Here is a 22,130-nt window from a genome sequence, read left to right as displayed (position 1 = left end):
GGTATCCGCTCCTTGAAAGCACTGATTCTCATTCTCAATTAAATTTTAATCTAAATGAGAAAGTTTATCAATAAGTTGTTGACGTTTTCCACTCTGCCGTTTTATGATAATTGATAGTGAGAATCATTTTCACTAGATGAAAGGGGATGCCAGAATGGTTCGGCTGCATACAGAAGAGCTGCAGGTTGGCTACGGAGAGAGAACGATCGTGTCTGATCTCAGCGTTGGGATACCGGATAAAAAAATAACAGCCATCATCGGTCCAAACGGCTGCGGAAAATCAACTTTGATGAAAGCGATGACACGGATTCTTGCGCCAACTGCCGGAAGCGTGATTTTAGACGGCCAGAATATTGCCTCTGAAAATACGAAGCTCTTAGCGAGAAAAATGGCGATCCTGCCGCAGACACAGGAAAGTGCAAGCGGACTGACAGCAGGAGAACTGGTTTCTTACGGACGCTTTCCGTACCAAAAAGGCTTTGGGAGATTATCAAAGGCAGACCTTGACGCCATTGACACCGCGATGGAGGCAACAGGAACGTCTGAATTTAAGCACCGCCCTGTGGATGCCCTTTCAGGCGGACAAAGGCAGCGGGTCTGGATTGCGATGGCCCTCGCCCAGGAAACCGACATCATCTTTCTCGACGAACCGACCACCTATCTGGATATGGCTCATCAGCTGGAGGTGCTTGAGCTGCTGCAGAAGCTCAATCAGGAAGACGGCCGGACGATCATTATGGTCCTGCATGACTTGAACCAGGCAGCGCGATTTGCCGACTGCATCATCGCCATGAAAGACGGAGCTGTTGTGAAAAGCGGCACTCCGGAAGAAGTGATTTCTAAAAAAGTACTGCGACAGGTGTTTCAAATCGACGCCGAAATCGGGAAAGATCCGAGAACCGGCAAGCCGTTATGCCTGACCTATAACCTCATCCAAGGAGAAGAAGAATATGAAAAAGTTATTTCTGCCAGTCCTCATCGGGATACTCTTACTAATCAGCGGCTGCAGCAGCCAATCCTCAGAGAAAAAGGAATCCAGTGACAAAACGATTACTTACCAATCTGAAAACGGGCCTGTAAAAGTGCCTGCCAATCCAAAACGTGTTGTTGTGCTGGCATCCCTTGCCGGAAATGTAATGGCGCTAAATGTGCCGATCGTTGGCATTGATGCCTGGTCTAAGGACAATCCTAAATTCCAGGATAAATTGAAGGACGCAAAAGTTGTGACAGATGAAGACTTGGAGAAAATCATTGACCTGAACCCTGACCTGATCATCGGCCTCTCCAACACCAAAAACATCGATAAACTGAAAAAAATTGCCCCAACCGTTACCTATACATACGGAAAAGCAGATTACCTCACACAGCATATTGAAATCGGGAAGCTTTTGAACAAAGAAAAAGAAGCAGCAGACTGGGTGAACGATTTTAAAAAGCGCGCTGAAGCAGACGGAAAAGAAATCCAAGCGAAAATCGGCGACAACGCAACAATTTCTGTAGTAGAAAGCTTTGATAAGCAGCTCTACGTGTTCGGCAACAACTGGGGAAGAGGAACAGAAGTCCTTTACCAGGCCATGAAGCTGCCGATGCCGAAAAACGTAGAAGAAAAAGCGCTGAAGCCAGGGTACTACACGATTTCGCCTGAAGTGCTCCCTGATTATGCCGGCGATTACCTCGTCCTCAGCAAAAATGCGGACAGCGACACGTCTTTTGAAGAAACCAATACGTATAAAAACATCCCTGCTGTGAAAAACAAGCATGTGATTGAAGTAAATTCTAAGGAATTTTACTTTAACGACCCGATTACACTTGATTACCAGCTGGAAACGCTGAAAAAAGGCTTGCTTGGCAACTAAACCTGTACAGAAAAGATGAGTGAGTATGACAAAGGAACACCGTAAAGCTTCATTTGCCTGGAAACTCGGCGCAAGCTTCATTATCCTTGCCGGCGCTCTCATGCTTGCGATTGTGCTTGGCGCAAAGGAAACGACGGTACAGGATGTTTGGCGCGCAATCTTTACGAATGATTCCGGACAGCAGCTCGATATTATCCGAGAACTCCGGCTGCCGAGGGAGCTCGGCGCTCTTGTGACAGGCTCGGCGCTTGCCGCGGCCGGTGCGATCATGCAGGGGATGACGCGAAACCCTTTAGCCGATCCCGGAATTCTTGGGCTGTCAGCAGGGGCGAATGCTGCCCTTGCCATCAATGTGGCGATTCTGCCGACCGTTAATTATTACGGGCTGATGCTGGCCTGCTTTATCGGAGCAGGATTTGGCGCTCTGCTTGTGTTTGGCATCGGTGCATCAAAGAAAGGCGGCTTTTCGCCTTTTCGGATTGTGCTTGCCGGAGCAGCCGTCACCGCTCTCTTGTTCGCCGTGGCCCAAGGCGTCGGACTGATTTTTAAAATATCGCAGAATGTTTCCTTGTGGACAGCAGGCGGTCTTGTCGGCACTACCTGGAAGCAGCTTGCCGTTATTGTGCCGTTTATCGCAGCCGGCCTTCTCATCGCTCTTCTTCTGTCCAAGCAGCTCACTGTCCTAAGCATCAGCGAAGATGTAGCGGTCGGGCTCGGGCAGAAAACCTTTGCAGTTAAAGCGATACTGTTCGTCGTGATTGTTTTGCTCACAGGAGCTTCCGTCGCACTGGCCGGAAACCTCGCCTTTGTCGGCCTGCTTGTCCCGCATATCGTCAGAGGCATTACAGGAAGCGACTACCGGTTTATCCTGCCAATGTCCGCTGTTTCAGGGGGAGCGTTCATGCTTTTCGCCGACACAGCGGCACGGCTCATTAACGCACCATATGAAACACCAGTCGTCGCCATCATGGCCATCGTCGGCCTGCCGTTCTTTCTCTTTGTCGTGCACAAAGGAGGGAGGGCATTCACATGATCCATCCATCACTATTGAAAAAACAAAGAATCGTTGTCCTGTCTCTAGTCCTCCTGATTGCTGCGGTCATTGTCATCAGCCTCGGACTCGGTTCTTCGTCTGTCTTTTATGACAGAATCCTGCCGATTCTGTTTGGACAGGGCACGTTCAAGGAAGAGTTCATTCTCTATTCCATCCGCATGCCAAGGATATTTGTTACCCTGCTTGCAGGAATGGCGCTCGCTCTATCAGGAGCGATCCTGCAGGGGATTACGAAAAATGATCTCGCTGAACCTGGCATTATCGGCATCAATTCCGGTGCAGGAGCAGCGGTTGCGATCTTCTTCCTGTTCGTTCCGCTCGATGTCGGAAGCTTTGTCTACATGCTGCCGTTTGCCGCCTTTATCGGCGCACTCATCACAGCAGCCCTGATCTATGCTTTCTCCTACAGCCGAAAGCAGGGACTGCAGCCAACGCGCCTCGTACTCGGTGGCGTCGGTTTTTCCATGGCCTTCTCAGGGCTCATGGTCGTTCTGATCTCATCAGCCGAAAGAGAAAAAGTCGACTTTATCGCCAAATGGCTCGCCGGCAACATATGGGGCACCGACTGGCCGTTTGTTTGGGCGATCCTGCCATGGCTCGTCGTGCTCATTCCATTCACGATCTACAAAGCGAACAGGCTCGATTTGCTTGGATTGAGCGAACAAACAGCAATCGGTCTAGGTGTTGCGCTTGAAAGGGAAAGGCTGCTCTTGATGACAGCTGCTGTTGCCCTGGCCGCATCAGCTGTCTCGGTGACAGGAGGCATTGCCTTTATAGGACTTGTGGCTCCGCATATTGCAAAAGCGCTGACTGGACCGCGGCATGTGCTGAATATTCCGGTGTCTATTTTGATGGGCGGATTGCTGCTTTTGGTTGCTGATACGATTGGAAGGAATGCCGGCACAGCGGAGGGAATTCCTGCGGGGATTATTGTTGCGCTGATTGGGGCGCCTTATTTTCTTTACTTATTGTGGAAAAAAGTTTAGGACCGTCTGGCATTTTGCTGGGCGGTTTTTTATGATTGGGAGAGGGAGATGATAACAATGAAAATTGTTTGGGAGAAAAAAGCGGCGTTTGGGTGTGAATATTTTAAGCTGGCTGATGGGGTGGCGAGCGGGACGGTGATCTATCAGGATGGGGAATCTTATCTTGTGAACTATTCGATAGAATTGGAAGACTGGGTGACAAAAAGATTGACTGTGAGAGTAGATGGGGGCGCTTCGCTTGAGCTAGAGTCTGATGGAAGAGGCCGTTGGTTTAAAGAGGGAGAGGAACTAGCTGAACTTAATGGCGCTATTGATCCTGACATCCAGGCAACCCCTTTTACGAATACCCTGCCGATTAACCGGAACAGCTGGGAGATCGGGGAGGAGAAGGAGTTTCAGATGGTGTATGTGGAGGTGCCGTCGCTTCAGGTTAGGAAAGCTGAGCAGAGGTATACGTATCTTGGGGAGAAGGACGGGAGACGGGTGTTTCAGTATCAGTCTGGAAGTTTTGACGCGGAGGTTTTGGTTGATGGGGATGGGTTTGTGGTGGAGTATCCGGGGTTGTTTGGGCGGAGATATAGTAAGGGGGAGTATCTATGATTTTAGGTCTGTATGAAGCACATCTGCCAGTTAGGAATTTAAATCGTTCCATTGAATTTTACGAGGGACTTGGCTTGCAATTGGATCATAAGGTAGACGAACGTATCGCTTTCTTATGGATTGAGAAGGACAAAAGCTGGCTTGGACTATGGGAGACTGAGAGAGTAAATGAAGAATATCACCCGTCTCTTCGGCATATTGCTTTTCATGTTTCGCTGGAAGGGCTGAAAAACTCTGTGGAATGGCTGAAGCAAAGAGGCTGCGAACCAAGAGAAGCTTTTGGCTTCAAAGGAACGGAACCATTCGTCATGCCGCATCAGGATTATGCTCATGCGAAAATCCATTTTAATGATCCTGACGGCAACAGTTTAGAACTTATTTGTAAAATGAATAATCCGAAAAACTGGACAGAGCGTATGTATTTGAGTGAATGGGAACGAAAGAATAATTGAAGCAAAGAGGGGGAAGAAAAATGAGCAATCTCTTTATAATAGACTGCGGTGAGATACTTTTAAGAGAGTTCACAATAGAAGATGTTGATGCAATCTATAACCTAACTTCAGAACCTGAAGTATACGAATTTTTGCCAGATTGGCGTTCGACCAAAGAACAAAGGTTAGATTGGGTAACAAATTATGAGATACCTGATAATCAATCCTTTTTAGCTGCCGTACCAAATATAGACCAAGGATGGCTAAAGCTAGGGGTATTTTTAAAAGAAACCGACGAATTTATTGGTTTTTGCAATACAGGGATTAAAGAGGAACTAATCGGCCCGAATAGGGAAGTAGCTTATGCTATTTCAACTCAATATAGAAACAAAGGATACACAACTCAAGCAGTCAATGGATTGGTGAAATACCTTTTTGAAAACACTGATGTTGAACAATTGAATGCTGTGGTTCTTCCGCGCAATGCTGCGTCAAACAAAGTACTGGTGAAATGCGGCTTTCGTTTTAGCGGGGAGGTTGTGATTGAGGACCAATTACACTTTCATTATAGGATTCATAAAGGGAATCTCTAAAATATGTCATCTGCACAGAGTGTTTTAATTCTGTCAGTACATATGTCTCTCTGCCATAGCTGTTCCGTAACAGGTGGCTTGAGCTGGAGAGAAAGGTAATGGAATTTGAGCTTAGAATATTAATTAAGGTTTGTTTTTCTTGCATATCTTGCATATCTGGTTTATTTTATAGGTAAAAGCAAATGAAGGGTGGTACCCATGCAAGAAATCTCTGTACGGAAAGTGTTAGCCCGATTAGAAAAATTAGAAGAAGCTACAAAAGAGCAGTCGGATAAAGAAGCACTCCAAGCAGCTATAGCACTGATTGGAAAAGAGACTTCATCTTTCATTAAAGAGGCGAAAAGCAATCGTTATGTGATTAGCGAAACAGCAGCTAGTGAAGAAAATGAATCCGAATATGTGAGTACCAAAACAGTTGCAGATTTTTATGGGGTTACACAAGAAACAGTCAGGGACTGGATACGGAAAAACACCTTTCCTGGTTTTCAGGCGAGCGGGAAGAATGGGAAATACCTGATTCCAAGAAAAGCCTTTGAATTTATGAAAAACAAAAAGGGTGCTTCAGATGAATTTAACGAAAAGCTTAGAAAGCATTTAGGGCCGGAGTATTCTGAGGATTGGGAATTCGAAATGGATGAGAGTGACGAAGATTGAGGTATGATTACTTTCAATTTGGATACGAATTTTGTTGCTCCAATGATTTTGAAACGTCCAAGCTCTGGGTTTAATCCAATCAAATGAAGATAAAAAATCTGTTGTGCCAGCTTTTTCATCTTTTTATTTGGAAAAAAATGAAACCTGGTTATAATTAATGGTAGTGCAAGAGAGGCTGATATTGCCTCTTTTTTTTAGATAGGAGGGGTTATACTTGTTACACCAATTTAAAGGATTTATAGGCTATTCTAAGGAAGAATATAAAGAATTATGGGCAAGTGCTTTATTTGTTGTGGATACAAATGTATTGTTAAATTTTTATAAATACACTTCAAAAGAGTCAACAAAGAGTTTAATGGATATTTTGAAATTTTTAAAAAATGCAGGGAGACTTTGGATACCTCATCAGGTTGCTTTGGAATATTTCTTTAATTATGAAACTAATATGTTTAAACAGCATGAGGGATACAACTTATTGGGCTCAGAATTAAAAAAGTTAAAAGATAGTGCAGAAAAAACTTTGAGGTCTGTACAGAGTGAGCATCCATACATAGTAACTGATAAGTTTCAGTTTTTTATTGAAAATATGGAACAATCAAATGCTCAGCTTCAAGAAAAGTTAGATAAAGAATTAGCTGAACTATCTGACTCTAATAGTATTCAAGATGAGCTATTGATCCTGTTGAATGGAGTAGTAGGTGAGCCATATTCTCAGGAGAGAATTGATGTAATTGAGAAAGATGGTAAAAACAGATATAAGCTTAGTGTACCCCCAGGATTTAAGGACATAGTAGATAAGAAAAAAGAAAGTTTCAGGACATATGGTGACTTTAGATATCAGCAATTATATGGAGATTTAATTGTTTGGCACCAAATGTTAGATAAAGCTAAACTTGAGGACAAACTTACACCAATTATCTTTATCACAGAAGAAAAGAAGGAGGATTGGTGGGAGAAAGATGGTAGTAAAGTTAAAAGACCACATCCACAGTTAATTCAAGAATTTATTAATAAGACAAGTCAGAAATTCTATATGTATAGAACTGAGAACTTTGTAAGATATGCTAAAGATTATCTAGAAGCTGATTTTATTACAGATGAGCAAGTTGAAAATGTAACTAAAGATGTGGAACATATCAGGAGGTCAGAGGAAAAAGAAAGCTCTGATTTAGAAAAAGAATATGCCGAGGCGATTCATAGAGATATAGATAAAGTAAAACTAAAGAAACTTGATATAGGTAAGCTTATGGAATTTATGTCTGAGGAGGAAAAAGAAACTTTTAGAAAAAGGTTAGATATTGCTTTTTCAATAGACACTCATCCTGGCTTAGCTAATACTAAATATAATCATGCAATAGATTGGGCTGTTAAAGTATCTATTAATCAGCTAGAAAATAGATTAAGAAATTTATTAAGGGAATTGGCTATAAAAGATAATGAAAAAGTACAATCTTACTTATCTCAATTGGACTCCATTCCTAAAAACAATGCTGATAAAGGATTAATTTTGTTAGAGTATATTAAGGAAATAGAGAATACATTAAAACAAATAGCCTTTCAGGAAGCCATGGATGACTTACCTTTTTAATGACAGTTTAGGATGAGGTACTTTGGTTTTAAGAAATATGTAAAAAACAAAGGGAGCATACAGCAAGTGCTCCTTAACTTATCAAGCAAACAAAACTCTAGCCTATTTTGGTTGGAGTTTTTTTCTAATCGAATTGTCCAAATGCTTTTTATTTCGTAGGGGAGTTTAAAATTCAATTTTTTTACCCTATTTAATCTAATAAAATGCAAACTAAAATTCTTCCGTTTGCAACTTTTTCATCTTTTTATTTGGAAAAAAATGAAACCTTATCTCCTGATTGGCAGTCTATACGGTAAGAAATATTCAGGCGGTGAAAAGGTGGAGATTCAACAAGTACATCAGTCGAACGAGGATTTGATCACCGGGCTTATTGACCAATATTGGGTTTCAGTGAAGAAGCTTGCTTTTACATACGTAAAGGACTGGGGGCTGGCAGAGGATGTGACACAGGAGGTTTTCATCAGGTGCTACAGGAATCTGGACCAATACCGGGGAGAGGCTGGCTATAAAACATGGCTCTACAAAATCGCCATCAACCGATGCAAGGATGAGCTGAAAAGCAGGTGGTTCACCTTTCATCAGATTAAAGAGAAGGCAGGGAAAAGGACGGCATCTGCTGAACAGTCCTTTTTGGATCGGCAGCGGAAGAAGGACTTGTCGGAACTGGTATTGCGCCTGCCGCTGAAATACCGGGAAGTGATTATGCTTCATTATTATGAAGAGCTGAAAATGGAAGAAATCAAGCTGCTCCTTGGAATGAACATAAGCACAGTAAAAACAAGGCTGCGCAGAGGGAAAATGCTGCTGAAAAGCATGATGGAAAGGAGTCCGGAGTGATGGATGAGTTGAAAAATTTAAAGAGAAACATGGATGACACCGTTTTTCAGAAGGTCTCTTTTGACCGGAACAAAAGCATCCAATCAGTCCTGCGGCCCCGAAAGAAATTTCCTAGTAACAGAATCCTCGAAGCGGCTGGAGTGTTAGTTTGCGCCTGCCTCCTTTTCTTATTTTTGCATGGAAACTTAAATATCCAAAGCAATGGCGGCAATGCTGTTCAGCATAATGCCTATGTGTATTCGAAGCTGGTGCCGGATTTCCCTATCCCGCCAAATGCCAAAGCTATTAAGGTGAAAAAGAACCTCATTCAGTACAGCCTTCCGGGGCTAGTTGAAGAAGATGGAATTTCGAGAGAATTTCAGAAGCAAATCGAAGCAAACGGCTGGAAAAAGACAGACCAACTGGGTTTGATGAGTGAATATAGTAAAGGCAGCAAGAAGATCCAGCTCATGCACAAAACAGGTTTCTTCTATTTAATAAAACCCGACTGATTGTGGTAAAATGGGTGAAGCAAATTATGTAAAGGAAGCGAAGCAATGACGAATCGTCAAGCACCCGTGCAAAAAAATGACATCTACGACGTGACCTTTGAAGACCTGACCCATGAAGGCTCAGGCGTCGCAAAGGTAGAGGGATTTCCGATCTTTGTCCCGAACGCCCTGCCTGATGAAAAAGCGAAAGTCAAAGTCGTAAAAGTAAAAAAAGGCTTTGCCTTCGGAAAAATAGAAGACCTATACCTAAAGAGCCCTGAACGAACAGCGGCTCCTTGTCCCATATACAAAGAATGCGGCGGCTGCCAGCTGCAGCACCTAAGCTACAAAGGTCAGCTTGACTTCAAGCGCAAGCAGGTCGAAAACGTTCTCGCCCGGATCGGCAAGCTGAACATGGATGACGTCACCGTTCATCCAACACTCGGCATGGACAACCCATGGAACTACCGCAACAAATCCCAGGTCCCTGTCGGCGAACGTGAAGGCGGCCTCATCGCAGGCTTCTACCAGCAGCGCACCCACGAAATCATCAACATGGAACGCTGCCTCATCCAGCAAGCCGAAAACGACGCCATCGTCCAGGCGATCAAAGACATCTGCAGCCGCCACGGCATCAGAGCCTACAGCGAAGAAACCCACAAAGGCTGGCTCCGCCACATCATGGTCCGCTACGGCGTTGTATCCGGCGAAATGATGGTCGTCTTTGTCACAAGAACACCGGACTTCGCCAACAAAGAAGCGATTATTAGCGAAATCACAACCCAATTCCCATCCGTCAAATCCATCGTCCAAAACATCAACACCAAACGGACCAACGTCATCTTCGGGGACGAAACCAAAGTCCTCTGGGGCGAAGAATACATCTACGACAGCATCGGCGACATCCAATTCGCCATCTCAGCGAGGTCATTTTATCAGGTGAATCCTGAGCAAACGAAGGTGCTGTATGATAAGGCGTTGGAATATGCCCAGCTCACTGGGGAAGAAACTGTGATTGATGCCTACTGCGGCATCGGCACGATTTCACTGTTCCTTGCTCAAAAAGCGAAGAAGGTATACGGAGTGGAGATTGTTCCGGAAGCGATTGAAGATGCGAAGCGGAATGCTGCGCTGAATGGATTGGATAATGCGGAGTTTGAAGTAGGGCCTGCGGAGGAAGTGATTCCGAACTGGTATAAGCAGGGGATTAAGGCAGATACACTGGTTGTTGACCCGCCGCGTAAAGGCTGTGATGAAGGACTGCTGAGGACGATTTTGGAGATGAAGCCGAAGCGGGTAGTTTATGTGAGTTGTAATCCTGGGACACTTGCGAGGGATTTGCAGGTTTTGGAGCAAGGTGGTTATCAGACGGTTGAGGTGCAGCCTGTGGATATGTTTCCGCATACTATGCATATTGAGAATGTAGCGCTTCTAACGTTGATATAACAGGGTTTTGGGAGGGTTGAGGATGTGGGCGACCACATTTTGCCCACATTCAGCCCATTTTCTTATTTTTTCGTGCTTCACTGAATTTTCGTGCTGTCTCTTGCTGCATGTTTGGTGTAACATGAGAATAGGTATCAAGCGTAATTTGGATGTTGGAATGTCCGGCTCGCTCACTGACCACTTTCGGATGCTCACCGATCTCCAGCAAAAGAGTAAGGTGAGTATGCCGCATGTCATGAATCCGTATCTTGGGAACACCTGCATTTTTAATCATCCTGTCAAAATGAATCGCCAGTGTTCTCGGATAGATCGGGGAGCCTTCTTCCCGGCAGCAGACCAAATCCAAATCATTATAATCCTGCCCAATCGCTAATTTGAAAGCTGATTGGGCTTTTTTGTGCCTCTTCAGTTCAAATACCAGTTCATCATCAATAGCAATGGTCCGAACGGAGTTTTGTGTTTTTGGCTCTCCGAAGGTAAAGCCGCCTTTTTCGTAGTTCATCGTTCTGGAAATCCGTATGGTCTTTTCCGTCAAATTAATATCAGCCCACTTCAAACCAAGCAGCTCGCCGCGCCTAACACCAGTGCTTAGGGCAATGAGATAACAAATGTAATAGACCGGGTTATCCTGCTTTGCGAAAGTGAGGAAGCGATCAACTTCTTCAAATGACCAGGTGATATACTGGCGCCTGCGTGGCCGAGGAATAGATACATATTTTAATGGATTCTTAACGATCAGCTCCGTTTTAACAGCGTATTCTAAAGCTGTTTTTGCAACCGTCATGACATACTCAATGTATCGAGGGCTCAGGCCTTCAGCAATCATGTGATTTACCAAGTCTTGTCCATGGAACGTTTTAATATCTGATAAAGGCAGCTTTCCAAAACTCGGAACAATCCACTTATTGATGGCTCGCTGATAATTTGTTAATGTGCCAGATTTGACTTTGTGTTTAATGTGGTCAAGCCAAACCATTAAATAATCTTCAAACAGGCTCTTATCCGCTTCAAACATATGCCCTTTATTAAAGCTGCTGATAAGTTCAGCACATGCGGCCTGCGCTTCTTTCTTCGTCTTAAACCCTGATCTTGATTTCTGCCTGCGTTTTCCGGTAACCGGATCATGCCCAATGTCTACGGTGAAACTCCACTTATCCCCTCTTTTACGAAAGTAACCTTTCAATTGGAATCGTCTCCTTCTGGAATGGGTCCCGTTCCAATATAAAGGGAGTGGTCAGTTTCAATCATTACATCTTCAGGTAAAAGTTCTGTGTAAATAATCTGTAAAATTGTAAAAGCCTCCTAGAAGAGTAGTTAATAATGACTAAGAACACTTGTTCTTATTTGTTGTTCTTTTTTCATTATAACTCTTTTTCCTTCTAGTGGTTTTATTTTTCTTTCGACAAACTGTATGACAATTTCGACAAATTAATTTTCTAAAGAATAGTTATTTATCCCTATTATTTTTTTCTTTTTCGAGTGTTTGAATTATTTTTACTAAATCATCTAATTGATCCATGTCAATTCCTCTTTGTTTCATCTTCTGTCCAAATATAGCCCATCTAAATCCTTCTTCATCTAATTCAACTTTTACATCTTCATTATAAAAATCTGCTACATCACAATTAAATAGTTCTGCTGCTCTTACTAAAAATTCCATATTAGGTTTCTTATTATTATTTTCTACTTTAGATATATAAGACTTTGTAACATTCAATTTCTCTGCTGTTATTTCTTGGGTCAACTTATTTTTCTGTCTCTGTTTCTTAAAATTACTACCTATGCTCTCCAATTGGTCAACTTACACTCCCTTCATCTAAAACGGCTCAATGCTAATTATACTTTGTAAATATGGGCTTTCCAACAACAAAAAAATTACCAAGAAATAATTTAAAGGAAAAGTGTTGACCTTTCGGTAAACCTGAGTATAATAAGAATTAGGTTGACCGAAAGGGAAACTAAAGGAGGTGAATCGTTGGGAAACAATTTAAAGACCCTCAGGGAAAAAAGAGGGTTAAGCCAAGCGGATCTTGCAAGGGAGCTGAGTGTTTCCAGATCGTGGGTTCATAAACTGGAAACAAGCAAATCGGAGCCGAGTCTTAGAATGGCTCTCAGAATAGCTGCTATCCTCGAATGTAAAATAGAGGATATATTTTTTCTTAACTAGTTGACCATAAGGTAAACAAAAAGGAGGTAAAGGGAGTATGGAGTACAAAGAAAATTTTCCGTTCACCATGACAGCGAAACATGTTGCTGAAATCTTGGGGATTGGCCCTAAAAAGGCTTACGAGATCATGGAGGAGAAAGGGTTTCCTCTTATCCGCATCGGCCGTCACAAGAAAGTTAATCGGGAAGCATTCTTCAATTGGCTTGAAAGTCATTCCAATAAGGAGGCGATCTAATTGAACATCGAACAAAAGCTGGAGCTGCTAAAGCAGGCCATCGAGAAAGGCGCAAGCATTGATGTGCATTTCCATTGTCTGAAAAACAGCAAGGAAGCTGCCGAGTTAATGAGCATTGTCCCTATGGATTGTGAAGTTAATCACCACGTTAGCCAGGATGGAAGTAAGCACTGGTACAAAGCAGAAATTGACCAATATGGAACGTTTGGCGTAGCAGCATTCTACAGCAAGGAAGAAACGGCATGATCGAGCGTGTATGGGATTACTGCAACAAGGCCTTTGATAACCACGGCTATATCCCGGACACAGAAGAAGTCACAGAAGCCTTGCAGCATGATCTTACTGCAGACGAAATGGACGATGCTCACAACACTATACATGATTTTATTGCGGCCCATAACATCAAACGCATCAGAGTGGACTATGACGGAGAAGGCAGAGGAAGGGTGATCAAGTTGGATAAAAAGTGTGCATGTCATCATCGGGAAATTGAAGTTGGAGAAATCATGATTGTGGAGAACGGCTTTTACTACTGTTCTAAGAAGGACCTGATCAACATGATTAAAGGGAATGCGGAACACTTTGCAGATATGCTGTTTGATCGTGGCATCGCTGAGACTGAGGAGGCGATGTGAGTGAAAGCACTGGAACACATCGTTAAGCAGCGTAACCATGAACAACGTGAAGTTGATGAAGCTTACGGAAAAATTAAGGACTATCAGGCTCGGATCCGCACCATTGAAGAAAACATAATCAAAAAGGAGCAGCTTGTGAGTGAATATGACGCCATCATTGCCCACTCAGAAGAGCTCCTCCATAAAAATCCTACCGATAGTGTACCACAAAATGAGGAGGTTGTATGCAATGAATAGCATCATTGTCTACCAAGCCGATAACCGGTTCTTCATCGCTGTCGGTCAGGGTGTGCGAGAAATTCCATTCGCCATTGTGAATGAATGGCGCAGCACTGGTTCACAGGTAGAAATCAGGGAGGTTGAGTCGTATGTCTGAAGCAAAGCTGAATTTGTTCCAGAAGCTTGTTGAGGTTCGCAAGTCAGTTCCTTATTTGAAGAAGGAGTCACAGGGCCATCAGTACCAATACACAGGAAGTTCTCAGGTATTAGCTTCTGTTCGTGCAAAAATGGATGAACTTGGCGTGATGCTTCTTCCCAAAGTAATCGCTCACAATTTGATCGAAGGAAAGACGGATAAAGGCAAAAAGGAATACATGACGGAGCTTGAAATTGAGTTCACTTGGATTAATGCGGATAATCCCTCAGAAACGTTTGTAAGCACATGGTACGGCCAAGGTGTAGATAATGCCGAAAAGGGCGTTGGAAAGGCTCTAACGTACGCTGAGAAGTATTACATGCTCAAAACATTCAATATCGCTACTGACAAAGATGATCCGGATGCATTCCAGGAGAAAGCGGAGTCCTACCGCAAACCTGACACCATATCTACCGAGCAGATCGGCACCTTGAAAACTAAAGTTTTGGAGTTTGCAAAACTAAGGGGCAAAGCAGATAAGGACGTTTACGCTGCTCTCAAAGTCAATGATGTTACAAAACTTACGGCTCAATCAGCTGAGGATGCGATCGGAAAGCTCGAGTCCTGGATCACCAAGGCCAAGGAGGAAAAATCAGCATGAAACCATACACCAAAGAGCAAGTTGATCAGATCTTAGAAAAGCTCGACCGCGGTATCGAATGGCTGCAGCAACTAAAAAAAGAAGTGAAACGGGGAGCCTGACGTGAAAATCTATGTCAAACATAACGACGAAACATGTGAATTGCTTCGATATATCAACATGAAAGGGAATGTCCTCATTTAATCCCCGACCGATGGAATATTAAATGTGCAGAAAAATTGTATTGAAGTCATTGGCTTTAGGAACGGAAAAGGATCTACCGGTGAATTGAAAATGCTTAACGGGGAGCCTAAGGGCTCTCTGTAAAGGAGGAAGATCATGCTGATATTTACTGCTGGCTTACTGATCGGAGGGCCACTGGGAGCAATGACACTGGCTCTGTTTATTGGTGCAAGGGAGGGCGGCACACCATGACACAGCTGCAGCTATCAATCTCAAAATATATCAAAGCCAAGCGTACCACTTCACTCCAAGAAATCGCTTCACGCTACAACTTAGACCCTACTTACATAGAAAGCGTGATAAACCGCCTGAATGCCTCAGGAGAGAGCTTTTCAGTGGATGCCGATGGAAATGTCAAGGAAAGCAAGTTTAACTGGTTTATGGGCTTTGTGGGCGTCTCATTAGCAGCTGTGGTGATCGTGTTACCGGCTGTGCTCGGGTTGAATTAAGGGGGGATTCAATTGTTACTACGATTTCGTTTCTATGACCACGAAATAACGGAAAGTATGATTTACCAAGAGGAAAATATGAGAACCGATTTAATTTGGCACAAATGGGAAACTACACCGAAATGTTCTCCAATGATGCAATTTGTTGGTCTCGAAGATGTTAATGCCAAGATGATTTTCACTGGAGATATTTTGAAACTGAAAATTGTTGACTATTCCAAAACTGATTATATGAATGGGCCTGACACAATTTATAAAAATAAATTATCTGTTGTGGAGCACTGGAAAAGCTCTAGCAATATTGGCTACAGGATCCGTGATATAAAAGGTAAAACGATGATGATCAAACCCTCATCATTGCAAACAATGGAAGCGGAAGTGGTCGGCAACATTTACGAAAATCCAGAACTACTTGACCCAGTCCATGTTTGAAACCATCATCCTGCAGCGCCTGCATAAAAAGGAACTGTTCCAAGTGATTCTGGAGAAAGAAAAACAGGGCTACGAATGCGTAGCCCCTTATGCCACAATCCGCTGCTCCCATAAGGAATGGAAATCATCAGGGAAGCGCAGGGGCCGCAGCGTAGAGGATTTTCAAGGCATCCAGTATTCCGAAAAATACATGGTGAAAATGAGGAGAAAGCAGTAATGCCAAAGAAAAAGCCATACACGTTCTTCTGGTGCCGGGACTGCGATCAAGATTTCGCTGTCTCAACGGAACGGAAGAGGATCTATTGCCCTTTGTGCGGAGAGCATTTCTACGTGGAAAAGGTAAAAGATGTCTGGATGGAGAGGCCGTTTAATTACAAGCGGCCTTGGACTCCAGAAGAGGATGAAATAGTCATTGTCGGTAGAAAGCAGGGTTACAGCTATCAAGAAATATCTGATTCTCTGTTAGCCAGAACACCGCAATCAGTCAGGCGGCGGCTACAGGAACTGAAGAAAAAGGAGGTGATGGCATGATCGCTGGGAGAGTGTACACAGCATTTTGCCCGAACTGCAAATACACTACTTACACTCAGAAGATCAGGGGAGTAAGAGTGCAGTTTAAATGTGGTTGCGGCACATCTTGGAACATGGCATTAGCTGACGCAAAGACAATGTAAAAAAATAAGGATGATCTTATACGATCACCCTCGGGCCAGTTCTCTTTCACGCTTCTTTTCTAACAATGCCTGGTATTTCAGTCCCATACGGACAAGCTTTTGAACAGCAGCACTACGGTTGTCGATCCGGTTCTCAAAACGGAAGTCATCAACCATAGACAGAATGTTTTCATCCCAAGAAATAGATGTAGAAGGGTTTTTGCAGTTTGGCCTTACATGTGCCATTTGTATTCACTCCTTTTTTATAGGTTTGTGTAACACATCAACAAAGCATTACTTATCTTGGCTCTCTTCTTTAAGATGATTTTCGAGTAAATGTTCTATTTCTTTTGCTACTGATCGTTTGTTTTCTTCCGCACGTTTCTTGATGGTTTCAAATAGTTCTGGATCCATTCTAAGAGTAAATCGTTTTTGATCGCTCATTATTAATCGCTCCTTTGTGGTGTCATTTGGCACCATTATAAAACATTAATAATGACTTGTAAAGACATTTGACGTCACGGATGATATAGACTATAATGAGTATATGGGGGTGACGTCACATTGATGACTAAAGATGACAAAAAAATAAGTTATTCACTTCGTATGAGCTGTGAGCTTCATGACAAGATCACTGCGGAGGCCACAAAGCTAGGAATCTCTAAAAGCGCTTATATCACCATGATCTTACATAAGACAGTCAAAGGCGCTTGATGTGTAGCTTTGATGGCTTTAAGGAGGTGGTACAAAGTGTCATCTGCAAAGAAAAAGGCCTAACGTTTGCAGACGTCAGGCCAAGAAATTCGCTCGTTTAAATTAAGTTGTAATCAGTATACCACATTTTACAGAAAAATATTCATCCTTTTTCGAAAAAAGTAGGTGATCAATTGCAGGGGTGGATAAAGTTACATCGGGAAGTGAGATCCAACTGGCTTTATCAGGAGAAGAGAACCTTCTCCAAGTTTGAAGCTTGGGTGGATCTCCTGCTCGAAGTAAATCACAAAGACAATAAAGTGCTGCTCGGCAGTGAACTTCTGGAAGTAAAAAGAGGCTCGACCATCACCTCAATTCGTCAGCTGTGTGATCGATGGGGATGGAGCAACACGAAAGTTAAACAGTTTTTAGGATTGCTGGAAAACGATGGAATGATAACTGTAAAAAGCGACACGAAAAAGACGGTCATAACCGTTGATAAATATGACTTTTATCAGTGTGGTGATGAAGAAAAAACGACGGAGAAACATCACGATAACGACACGGAAGCGACACAAAAACACACAAACAAGAATGTAAAGAATGATAAGAATGAAAATATATATGCCGTCGTGATTAATCACCTGAATGAAAAAGCCGGTACGAACTTCAAAAGCACAACCAAGAAAACGAGGGAGTTCATCAATGCAAGGTTAAACGAAAACTTCTCGAAAGAAGATCTTCTTCTTGTCATTGATTACTGCTGTGAACACTGGAAAGGAAAAACCTTTAATAACGGAAACAAAGGTGATGACTACCTGCAGCCCTCAACTCTTTTTAACAACAAGTTTGATGAACGTCTCCAGAAGGCTTTGAAAGCAGATGAAGAACCTAAAAAGCAGCCGAGAAGAAGCGAAAGTGGCGGCGGTGTACTTGAACAGTTTTGGGGGAATGCTCATTGAACGAACAAGCAGAATACATGCTTCTCGGGTCGATCCTTAAAGACAATTCGATCCTGGGTGAAATATCGCTGACACCGGAACACTTTGAAGATCTGACGAATCAAAAAATCTTTCAGGCTATGCAGAACGTTAAGAAAAAGGGCTATCCCATTGACGGGGCTTCCCTTAAAGACGACATGGGCGATGGAGCATTCTTATTCGTCGGAGGAAATACGAGACTTCAAGAATTAAAGAATACCGTCCCTTCTGTCCACGGCTTCAAATCTTATGAAAAGATGGTCCTCAATCAATGGAAGCTGGAAAAGTCGAAAGAGAGCATCACGGCAACACTGGACAACCTCTCGCTGGATAAAGTGCAGGAGCTGATCAAGAACCTTTCCAAGATTGAACAGGAAGGCGTTCAGGAACAATTCAACCTCAGCGAGCATCTTTCGCAAATGTATGACCTTGCAACTGTGGAAACGCCGCCCGGCAGAAGCGGAATACCAAGTGGTTTCGTTGCCCTGGACAATAAGACAGACGGATTCCAAGAAAATGATTTGGTGATAGTCGGAGCAAGGCCTTCAATGGGGAAAACAGCTTTCGCTTTAAATATGGCTCTTAATGCGGGGAGCACCGGAGCTATACCAGTAATCTTTTCTCTGGAAATGAGCGCAAGCAGCTTGATTAAGAGAATGCTGTCACGACTTAGCGAAGTGAACGGAATGAAGCTGAAAAACCTTTATCAATACACGGATCAAGAAGAAAAAGATAGATGGATCGAGGCTTTGGGGAAACTCGAAAAAATCGATTTAAAAATCTTCGACAATTCAAAGCAGAAGGTTTCAGAAATGCGGGCAAACCTCAGGAAGATCCAACACGACAATCCAGGCAGGAAAATCATTGTGATGATCGATTATCTAACACTGATCCGGCCGGCGCAAGATCACAAAGGAAACACTCATGCACAGGTAACAGAAATCAGTGCAGATTTGAAAGCTATGGCTAAGGACTTCAAATGCCCCGTCATCTGTCTTGCACAGTTATCAAGGGGTGTAGAGGCAAGGCAGGATAAACGCCCACTAATGAGCGACCTGAGGGAATCCGGAAGCATTGAGCAGGATGCGGATATTATCATGCTGCTGTACCGGGATGAATACTACAACGAAACGACAGATGAAAACCGGGACCGCCTTGAAGTGGATATTGCGAAGAACCGCGATGGAGAAGTCGGAGATATAAAGCTCATGTACAAAAAGGAAATCAATAAAATCGAAAACCTGTACCACTACCACGACAAATGACTGTAGGAGATTACTACAAGGAATCAGCTGAACATCATAGCTTACGGCTTGTGATCGAATACCTTGTTTTTGAAAGAAAGGTCCTGAAGATGGAGGATAGCGAAGAAAAGCTCTCCCACTACCTCCAAGACAAATTCAAAAACAAAATGAACGAATACCTATCCGAATACGAAAGAGGTGTCCGTAATGTCGGTTAACGATATGAAAATCACAGCTTTAACCAACCGGATTGCAAAGCTGTATGTGAGAAGGCACAACCTTTTGGAGCAAGGAAACAATACAGGAGCTGCCATCGCATCTATCGCCATCAGGCTATATGAGGATGATTTGGAAGCATTACTGGAGGCTTGTAAGTGAGTCGATTTACAAAGGTCTCTAACTCCCGGACGGGCGCACCGAAGTTCGGGAGAAGGGGACATAGAGATCATTGGGATAACTCAGTAAAGACCTATCAGCTCTCACAAGAAGAGCTTGCAGCATATCGAAACGGAGAACGAGGGGGAACCAAGTATATGACGTATGAAGAATTCCAATCTATGCAGGAAAAGGGTATGACGATGAAGGCAATCGCTGACAAAGCTGGTTGTAGTGTAGCAACTCTCTACAACAAAGCGAAAGCCTGGAAACAGCAGGCGGCGAAAACTGACGAGCCGAAGCCTGTTGAGGAAGCGCCGGTGACTAAAGTAGAACCGGTTGTGAATGAAGAAGTCAATTTGCTTAGACAGAAGATCGGTGAGAAAAACGATCGCATTGCTGAGTATACAAACCTAATGAATAATTTGAAAATGCAGCTGATGGAACGGGATGAACTTGTCGGAAGGCTGGAAGCCAAGATAACCGAATTGACTAAACCGAGGATCTCCCAGGATTACGATGGTGTAATTGAATCTCTCCAAAAGAATTTATCTGATTCGGCTCGCAAACTAAGAGACTCAGAAGCTCACGCAGAAGCATGGGAGCGTAGGTGTAAAGAAGAAAGGGCAAGCCGAGATTATGACGCAGCGGCACTGAGCATCTTTAAAGCAGCATTAAAGGCAGCCCTTTGATGTTCGGATTTCATCCCTATCCAAAAGACGTACAGATCGGGAAGCATCCAAGGAAAGAGCCAGAGACGCCTAAGCTCATTGTCAAGAAGCCGAAAAAGAGCAAAAAGCCTCTGATGATGAAAGGACGAGCTGTTCCAAAGGCGAAAGAGCGGAGCAAGATCACCAAGAAGGAATACAATCGGGCAATTGAAGCGTTCGGGGCAGCATGTGCGGAATGCCAGAATCCGGCTATCGAAATGCATCATTTGAAATTCAGGTCCCAAGGTGGAAAGGGAGGATTCAGAAACCTGCTTCCTCTCTGCAAAACCCATCACATGAAAGCTCATAAAAGCCGGAGATACGCAGACAGTCTGAGGGCAGAACGTGAAAGTATATACGGAAAATTTTTCTGGGCAGACAGGTTCGATCTCTTCAAAGAGGGGCTAATCCCTAACACTACTCAGCAAGCCTTTGAAAAGTTCATGGAGCGTGAAGAGCATGGGAAGAAGAGTCACTGAGCACTCAGGCCGGACATTCGACAATGAAAAGCTCATGATCATCACGATATTTGAAGAAGGGGCCGGGAAGAAAGAGGCCAAGGAAGAGAGTGCATGCAGCAAACGTCACGATGTGTTGATCCGCAGGGGCTACGCTTACGGCTGGAAAGACGAATGAGCAAGACTATTCCAATATATCATGTTAGCAAAATACCAATACGAACGAAAAGGGGAACTAAAGTGAATTCAGTGCAGCTGATCGGAAATATAAGCACAGATTTAGAAACACGTTACACACCAAATGGAAAATGCGTGGTCGGTTTTAACTTAGCGGTAACAAATCCGTTTAACCGGGAAAAGACAAGTTTCCTCCCGATTGAGGTGTGGGGTAAAGTCGCTGAAAATACGAGCAATTATTGCAAGAAAGGTTCAAAGATAGGCATTGTCGGTCATTTGGAAGTTGATACATGGGAAAAGGATGGCCAAAAGAAATACAAAACGAAAATAATTGCAAACGTTGTGGAGTTTCTAACACCGAAAGAGCAATCAGGACAAAATGCTAATCATACTTCACAAAATAGCAGCAATAATGCAAAGTCTGATGATCCATTTGCTAATGACGGCCAGTCGGTCAATATTAGTGATGATGACCTTCCGTTCTGATGCGGTGGGAGCTGGCAACAGACGAGCAGCTATGGACTATCATTCAGGATGATAGGGACTGTCCTAAGGAATTGCTTGAAAAAGTGGTTGAGGAGGGGTTCGCGCGGAACCTCTTCGACAATCTGATTAAGCACTTGATCAATAAAATGTTTGACCGCTGGAGCGAGCAAAGGCAATTCCACTTTCAGGATCTTATCCAGCTGGGAGTGATCGGAGTATTCCATGCCATTAAGAACTATCAGCCGGGCAAGGGTTCATTCAAGACCTTTGCATATATGAACATCAAGTCAGAATTTACTCACCTTTTAGATAAAGAGCGATCAGAAAAGCGCAAAGTCTATGAAAATATCTGCTCCATAGATGTGCAGCGGCACGATGACAACGATGAAACATTCAAAGATTCCTTGATTGATATATACGCCAATGTAGAGAAGCAGGCGCTCTCCAGTGTGTTTTGGGATGAACAATTTGAAAAGCTGGGACAAAGGGAAAAGGAAGTGCTTCAGTATTTTGCAGAAGGATACACACTTTCCGAAATGGCGAAGTTCTACAACCTGAAAACTACTGTTTCTCTTCACCGGCAGCTGCACCGGGCTTTCAATAAGATCAATCCAGGCAGAGAAAAGATTAACCTGAAGGATAGCGGTCTGATGACAAGAACAAAGGAAAAGGTGGGAGCCTAA

34 protein-coding genes and 1 pseudogene are annotated in these 22,130 nt (G+C 43.5%); 31 read left to right on the top strand and 4 right to left on the bottom strand.

Features of this window, described 5'->3' with window-relative positions:
• Positions 1 to 154: 154 nt before the first annotated feature.
• The 12 genes from LRR81_RS08930 (at position 155) to rlmD (ending at position 10,515) form a co-directional block, all read left to right on the top strand.
• Entirely contained in the window at positions 155 to 1,042 is an 888-nt protein-coding gene (locus tag LRR81_RS08930) for an ABC transporter ATP-binding protein (RefSeq protein WP_231789002.1), read from the top strand.
• Positions 951 to 1,856 carry an iron-hydroxamate ABC transporter substrate-binding protein gene (locus tag LRR81_RS08925; RefSeq protein ID WP_231789001.1) on the top strand — a complete coding sequence of 302 codons (906 nt, stop codon included), beginning with the start codon at positions 951 to 953 and terminating at the stop codon, positions 1,854 to 1,856. The genes LRR81_RS08930 and LRR81_RS08925 overlap by 92 nt, the downstream gene beginning before the upstream one ends.
• Before the next feature lie 25 nt (positions 1,857 to 1,881).
• On the top strand, positions 1,882 to 2,889 hold the full coding sequence (locus LRR81_RS08920) for a FecCD family ABC transporter permease (RefSeq protein ID WP_231789000.1): 1,008 nt from the start codon (positions 1,882 to 1,884) through the stop codon (positions 2,887 to 2,889).
• Positions 2,886 to 3,896 (top strand): FecCD family ABC transporter permease, encoded by a 1,011-nt coding sequence (locus LRR81_RS08915; RefSeq protein ID WP_231788999.1) that lies wholly within the window; start codon positions 2,886 to 2,888, stop codon positions 3,894 to 3,896. Before LRR81_RS08920 ends, LRR81_RS08915 begins: the two co-directional genes overlap by 4 nt.
• A 57-nt stretch (positions 3,897 to 3,953) precedes the next feature.
• On the top strand, positions 3,954 to 4,496 hold the full coding sequence (locus LRR81_RS08910) for a putative glycolipid-binding domain-containing protein (RefSeq protein ID WP_231788998.1): 543 nt from the start codon (positions 3,954 to 3,956) through the stop codon (positions 4,494 to 4,496).
• The gene (locus LRR81_RS08905) at positions 4,493 to 4,948 is read left to right on the top strand and encodes a VOC family protein (protein ID WP_231788997.1); all 456 of its coding nucleotides are present in this window, start codon (positions 4,493 to 4,495) and stop codon (positions 4,946 to 4,948) included. Before LRR81_RS08910 ends, LRR81_RS08905 begins: the two co-directional genes overlap by 4 nt.
• Before the next feature lie 20 nt (positions 4,949 to 4,968).
• Complete coding sequence (locus LRR81_RS08900) at positions 4,969 to 5,520, top strand: GNAT family N-acetyltransferase (protein ID WP_231788996.1); 552 nt, start codon at positions 4,969 to 4,971, stop codon at positions 5,518 to 5,520.
• A 198-nt stretch (positions 5,521 to 5,718) separates the two neighbouring features.
• Positions 5,719 to 6,174 carry a helix-turn-helix domain-containing protein gene (locus LRR81_RS08895; RefSeq protein ID WP_231788995.1) on the top strand — a complete coding sequence of 152 codons (456 nt, stop codon included), beginning with the start codon at positions 5,719 to 5,721 and terminating at the stop codon, positions 6,172 to 6,174.
• Positions 6,175 to 6,388: 214 nt separating this feature from the next.
• On the top strand, positions 6,389 to 7,762 hold the full coding sequence (locus tag LRR81_RS08890; protein ID WP_231788994.1) for a PIN-like domain-containing protein: 1,374 nt from the start codon (positions 6,389 to 6,391) through the stop codon (positions 7,760 to 7,762).
• Between the two features lie 318 nt (positions 7,763 to 8,080).
• On the top strand, positions 8,081 to 8,599 hold the full coding sequence (locus LRR81_RS08885; protein WP_231788993.1) for a sigma-70 family RNA polymerase sigma factor: 519 nt from the start codon (positions 8,081 to 8,083) through the stop codon (positions 8,597 to 8,599).
• Entirely contained in the window at positions 8,599 to 9,090 is a 492-nt protein-coding gene (locus tag LRR81_RS08880; RefSeq protein WP_231788992.1) for a hypothetical protein, read from the top strand. The genes LRR81_RS08885 and LRR81_RS08880 overlap by 1 nt, the downstream gene beginning before the upstream one ends.
• Positions 9,091 to 9,135: 45 nt before the next feature.
• A complete protein-coding gene (gene rlmD / locus LRR81_RS08875; RefSeq protein ID WP_231788991.1) occupies positions 9,136 to 10,515 on the top strand; it encodes a 23S rRNA (uracil(1939)-C(5))-methyltransferase RlmD in 1,380 nt (459 codons plus the stop codon).
• Between the two features lie 49 nt (positions 10,516 to 10,564).
• Here rlmD and LRR81_RS08870 read toward each other — a convergent pair whose 3' ends face one another.
• Positions 10,565 to 11,698 (bottom strand): site-specific integrase, encoded by a 1,134-nt coding sequence (locus LRR81_RS08870; RefSeq protein ID WP_231788990.1) that lies wholly within the window; start codon positions 11,696 to 11,698, stop codon positions 10,565 to 10,567.
• A gap of 264 nt (positions 11,699 to 11,962) precedes the next feature.
• Positions 11,963 to 12,307 (bottom strand): helix-turn-helix domain-containing protein, encoded by a 345-nt coding sequence (locus tag LRR81_RS08865; RefSeq protein WP_231788989.1) that lies wholly within the window; start codon positions 12,305 to 12,307, stop codon positions 11,963 to 11,965.
• 183 nt (positions 12,308 to 12,490) lie between these two features.
• On the opposite strand from LRR81_RS08865, the gene LRR81_RS08860 reads away from it, so the two are divergent.
• The 10 genes and pseudogenes from LRR81_RS08860 (at position 12,491) to LRR81_RS08815 (ending at position 16,202) form a co-directional block, all read left to right on the top strand.
• The gene (locus LRR81_RS08860) at positions 12,491 to 12,682 is read left to right on the top strand and encodes a helix-turn-helix transcriptional regulator (protein WP_231788988.1); all 192 of its coding nucleotides are present in this window, start codon (positions 12,491 to 12,493) and stop codon (positions 12,680 to 12,682) included.
• 76 nt (positions 12,683 to 12,758) lie between these two features.
• Positions 12,759 to 12,917: pseudogene (locus LRR81_RS08855) on the top strand (helix-turn-helix domain-containing protein); the annotation flags it as partial.
• Positions 12,918 to 13,163 carry a hypothetical protein gene (locus LRR81_RS08850; RefSeq protein ID WP_231788986.1) on the top strand — a complete coding sequence of 82 codons (246 nt, stop codon included), beginning with the start codon at positions 12,918 to 12,920 and terminating at the stop codon, positions 13,161 to 13,163. It abuts the pseudogene before it with no gap.
• A complete protein-coding gene (locus tag LRR81_RS08845; protein ID WP_231788985.1) occupies positions 13,160 to 13,552 on the top strand; it encodes a hypothetical protein in 393 nt (130 codons plus the stop codon). The genes LRR81_RS08850 and LRR81_RS08845 overlap by 4 nt, the downstream gene beginning before the upstream one ends.
• Positions 13,553 to 13,789: a hypothetical protein gene (locus tag LRR81_RS08840; RefSeq protein WP_231788984.1), complete on the top strand. Its 237-nt coding sequence runs from the start codon at positions 13,553 to 13,555 to the stop codon at positions 13,787 to 13,789. It begins immediately after the preceding gene.
• Positions 13,782 to 13,928 carry a hypothetical protein gene (locus LRR81_RS08835; protein WP_231788983.1) on the top strand — a complete coding sequence of 49 codons (147 nt, stop codon included), beginning with the start codon at positions 13,782 to 13,784 and terminating at the stop codon, positions 13,926 to 13,928. Before LRR81_RS08840 ends, LRR81_RS08835 begins: the two co-directional genes overlap by 8 nt.
• A complete protein-coding gene (locus LRR81_RS08830) occupies positions 13,921 to 14,568 on the top strand; it encodes an ERF family protein (protein WP_231788982.1) in 648 nt (215 codons plus the stop codon). The genes LRR81_RS08835 and LRR81_RS08830 overlap by 8 nt, the downstream gene beginning before the upstream one ends.
• A 410-nt stretch (positions 14,569 to 14,978) precedes the next feature.
• Positions 14,979 to 15,239, top strand: a complete 261-nt coding sequence (locus LRR81_RS08825) for a hypothetical protein (RefSeq protein WP_231788981.1) — start codon at positions 14,979 to 14,981, stop codon at positions 15,237 to 15,239.
• A gap of 12 nt (positions 15,240 to 15,251) precedes the next feature.
• The gene (locus LRR81_RS08820) at positions 15,252 to 15,671 is read left to right on the top strand and encodes a YopX family protein (protein WP_231788980.1); all 420 of its coding nucleotides are present in this window, start codon (positions 15,252 to 15,254) and stop codon (positions 15,669 to 15,671) included.
• A 216-nt stretch (positions 15,672 to 15,887) separates the two neighbouring features.
• Positions 15,888 to 16,202: an SANT/Myb-like DNA-binding domain-containing protein gene (locus LRR81_RS08815; protein WP_231788979.1), complete on the top strand. Its 315-nt coding sequence runs from the start codon at positions 15,888 to 15,890 to the stop codon at positions 16,200 to 16,202.
• A gap of 167 nt (positions 16,203 to 16,369) precedes the next feature.
• On the opposite strand, the gene LRR81_RS08810 is transcribed toward LRR81_RS08815, so the two are convergent.
• Positions 16,370 to 16,570: a hypothetical protein gene (locus LRR81_RS08810; protein ID WP_231788978.1), complete on the bottom strand. Its 201-nt coding sequence runs from the start codon at positions 16,568 to 16,570 to the stop codon at positions 16,370 to 16,372.
• A gap of 48 nt (positions 16,571 to 16,618) precedes the next feature.
• Complete coding sequence (locus tag LRR81_RS08805; RefSeq protein ID WP_231788977.1) at positions 16,619 to 16,768, bottom strand: DUF6364 family protein; 150 nt, start codon at positions 16,766 to 16,768, stop codon at positions 16,619 to 16,621.
• Positions 16,769 to 16,891: 123 nt separating this feature from the next.
• On the opposite strand from LRR81_RS08805, the gene LRR81_RS21415 reads away from it, so the two are divergent.
• The 9 genes from LRR81_RS21415 (at position 16,892) to LRR81_RS08765 (ending at position 22,130) form a co-directional block, all read left to right on the top strand.
• A complete protein-coding gene (locus LRR81_RS21415; RefSeq protein WP_408631594.1) occupies positions 16,892 to 17,038 on the top strand; it encodes a toxin-antitoxin system HicB family antitoxin in 147 nt (48 codons plus the stop codon).
• Between the two features lie 173 nt (positions 17,039 to 17,211).
• Positions 17,212 to 17,979 (top strand): conserved phage C-terminal domain-containing protein, encoded by a 768-nt coding sequence (locus LRR81_RS08800; RefSeq protein ID WP_231788976.1) that lies wholly within the window; start codon positions 17,212 to 17,214, stop codon positions 17,977 to 17,979.
• Positions 17,976 to 19,262, top strand: a complete 1,287-nt coding sequence (locus LRR81_RS08795; RefSeq protein ID WP_231788975.1) for a replicative DNA helicase — start codon at positions 17,976 to 17,978, stop codon at positions 19,260 to 19,262. The genes LRR81_RS08800 and LRR81_RS08795 overlap by 4 nt, the downstream gene beginning before the upstream one ends.
• Positions 19,263 to 19,448: 186 nt before the next feature.
• Positions 19,449 to 19,619 carry a hypothetical protein gene (locus LRR81_RS08790; RefSeq protein WP_231788974.1) on the top strand — a complete coding sequence of 57 codons (171 nt, stop codon included), beginning with the start codon at positions 19,449 to 19,451 and terminating at the stop codon, positions 19,617 to 19,619.
• Entirely contained in the window at positions 19,616 to 20,308 is a 693-nt protein-coding gene (locus LRR81_RS08785; protein ID WP_231788973.1) for a hypothetical protein, read from the top strand. The genes LRR81_RS08790 and LRR81_RS08785 overlap by 4 nt, the downstream gene beginning before the upstream one ends.
• Positions 20,308 to 20,805, top strand: coding sequence for an HNH endonuclease signature motif containing protein (locus LRR81_RS08780; RefSeq protein ID WP_231788972.1), 498 nt, complete (start codon positions 20,308 to 20,310; stop codon positions 20,803 to 20,805). Before LRR81_RS08785 ends, LRR81_RS08780 begins: the two co-directional genes overlap by 1 nt.
• Complete coding sequence (locus LRR81_RS08775) at positions 20,786 to 20,962, top strand: hypothetical protein (protein ID WP_231788971.1); 177 nt, start codon at positions 20,786 to 20,788, stop codon at positions 20,960 to 20,962. Before LRR81_RS08780 ends, LRR81_RS08775 begins: the two co-directional genes overlap by 20 nt.
• 62 nt (positions 20,963 to 21,024) lie before the next feature.
• The gene (locus LRR81_RS08770; RefSeq protein WP_231788970.1) at positions 21,025 to 21,447 is read left to right on the top strand and encodes a single-stranded DNA-binding protein; all 423 of its coding nucleotides are present in this window, start codon (positions 21,025 to 21,027) and stop codon (positions 21,445 to 21,447) included.
• Positions 21,447 to 22,130, top strand: coding sequence for a sigma-70 family RNA polymerase sigma factor (locus LRR81_RS08765; RefSeq protein ID WP_231788969.1), 684 nt, complete (start codon positions 21,447 to 21,449; stop codon positions 22,128 to 22,130). Before LRR81_RS08770 ends, LRR81_RS08765 begins: the two co-directional genes overlap by 1 nt.

Source organism: Metabacillus kandeliae (assembly GCF_021166585.1).
In the GTDB taxonomy this organism is placed as follows: domain Bacteria; phylum Bacillota; class Bacilli; order Bacillales; family Bacillaceae; genus Metabacillus_B; species Metabacillus_B kandeliae.
This window is presented reverse-complemented; position numbering and strand designations above follow the sequence as displayed.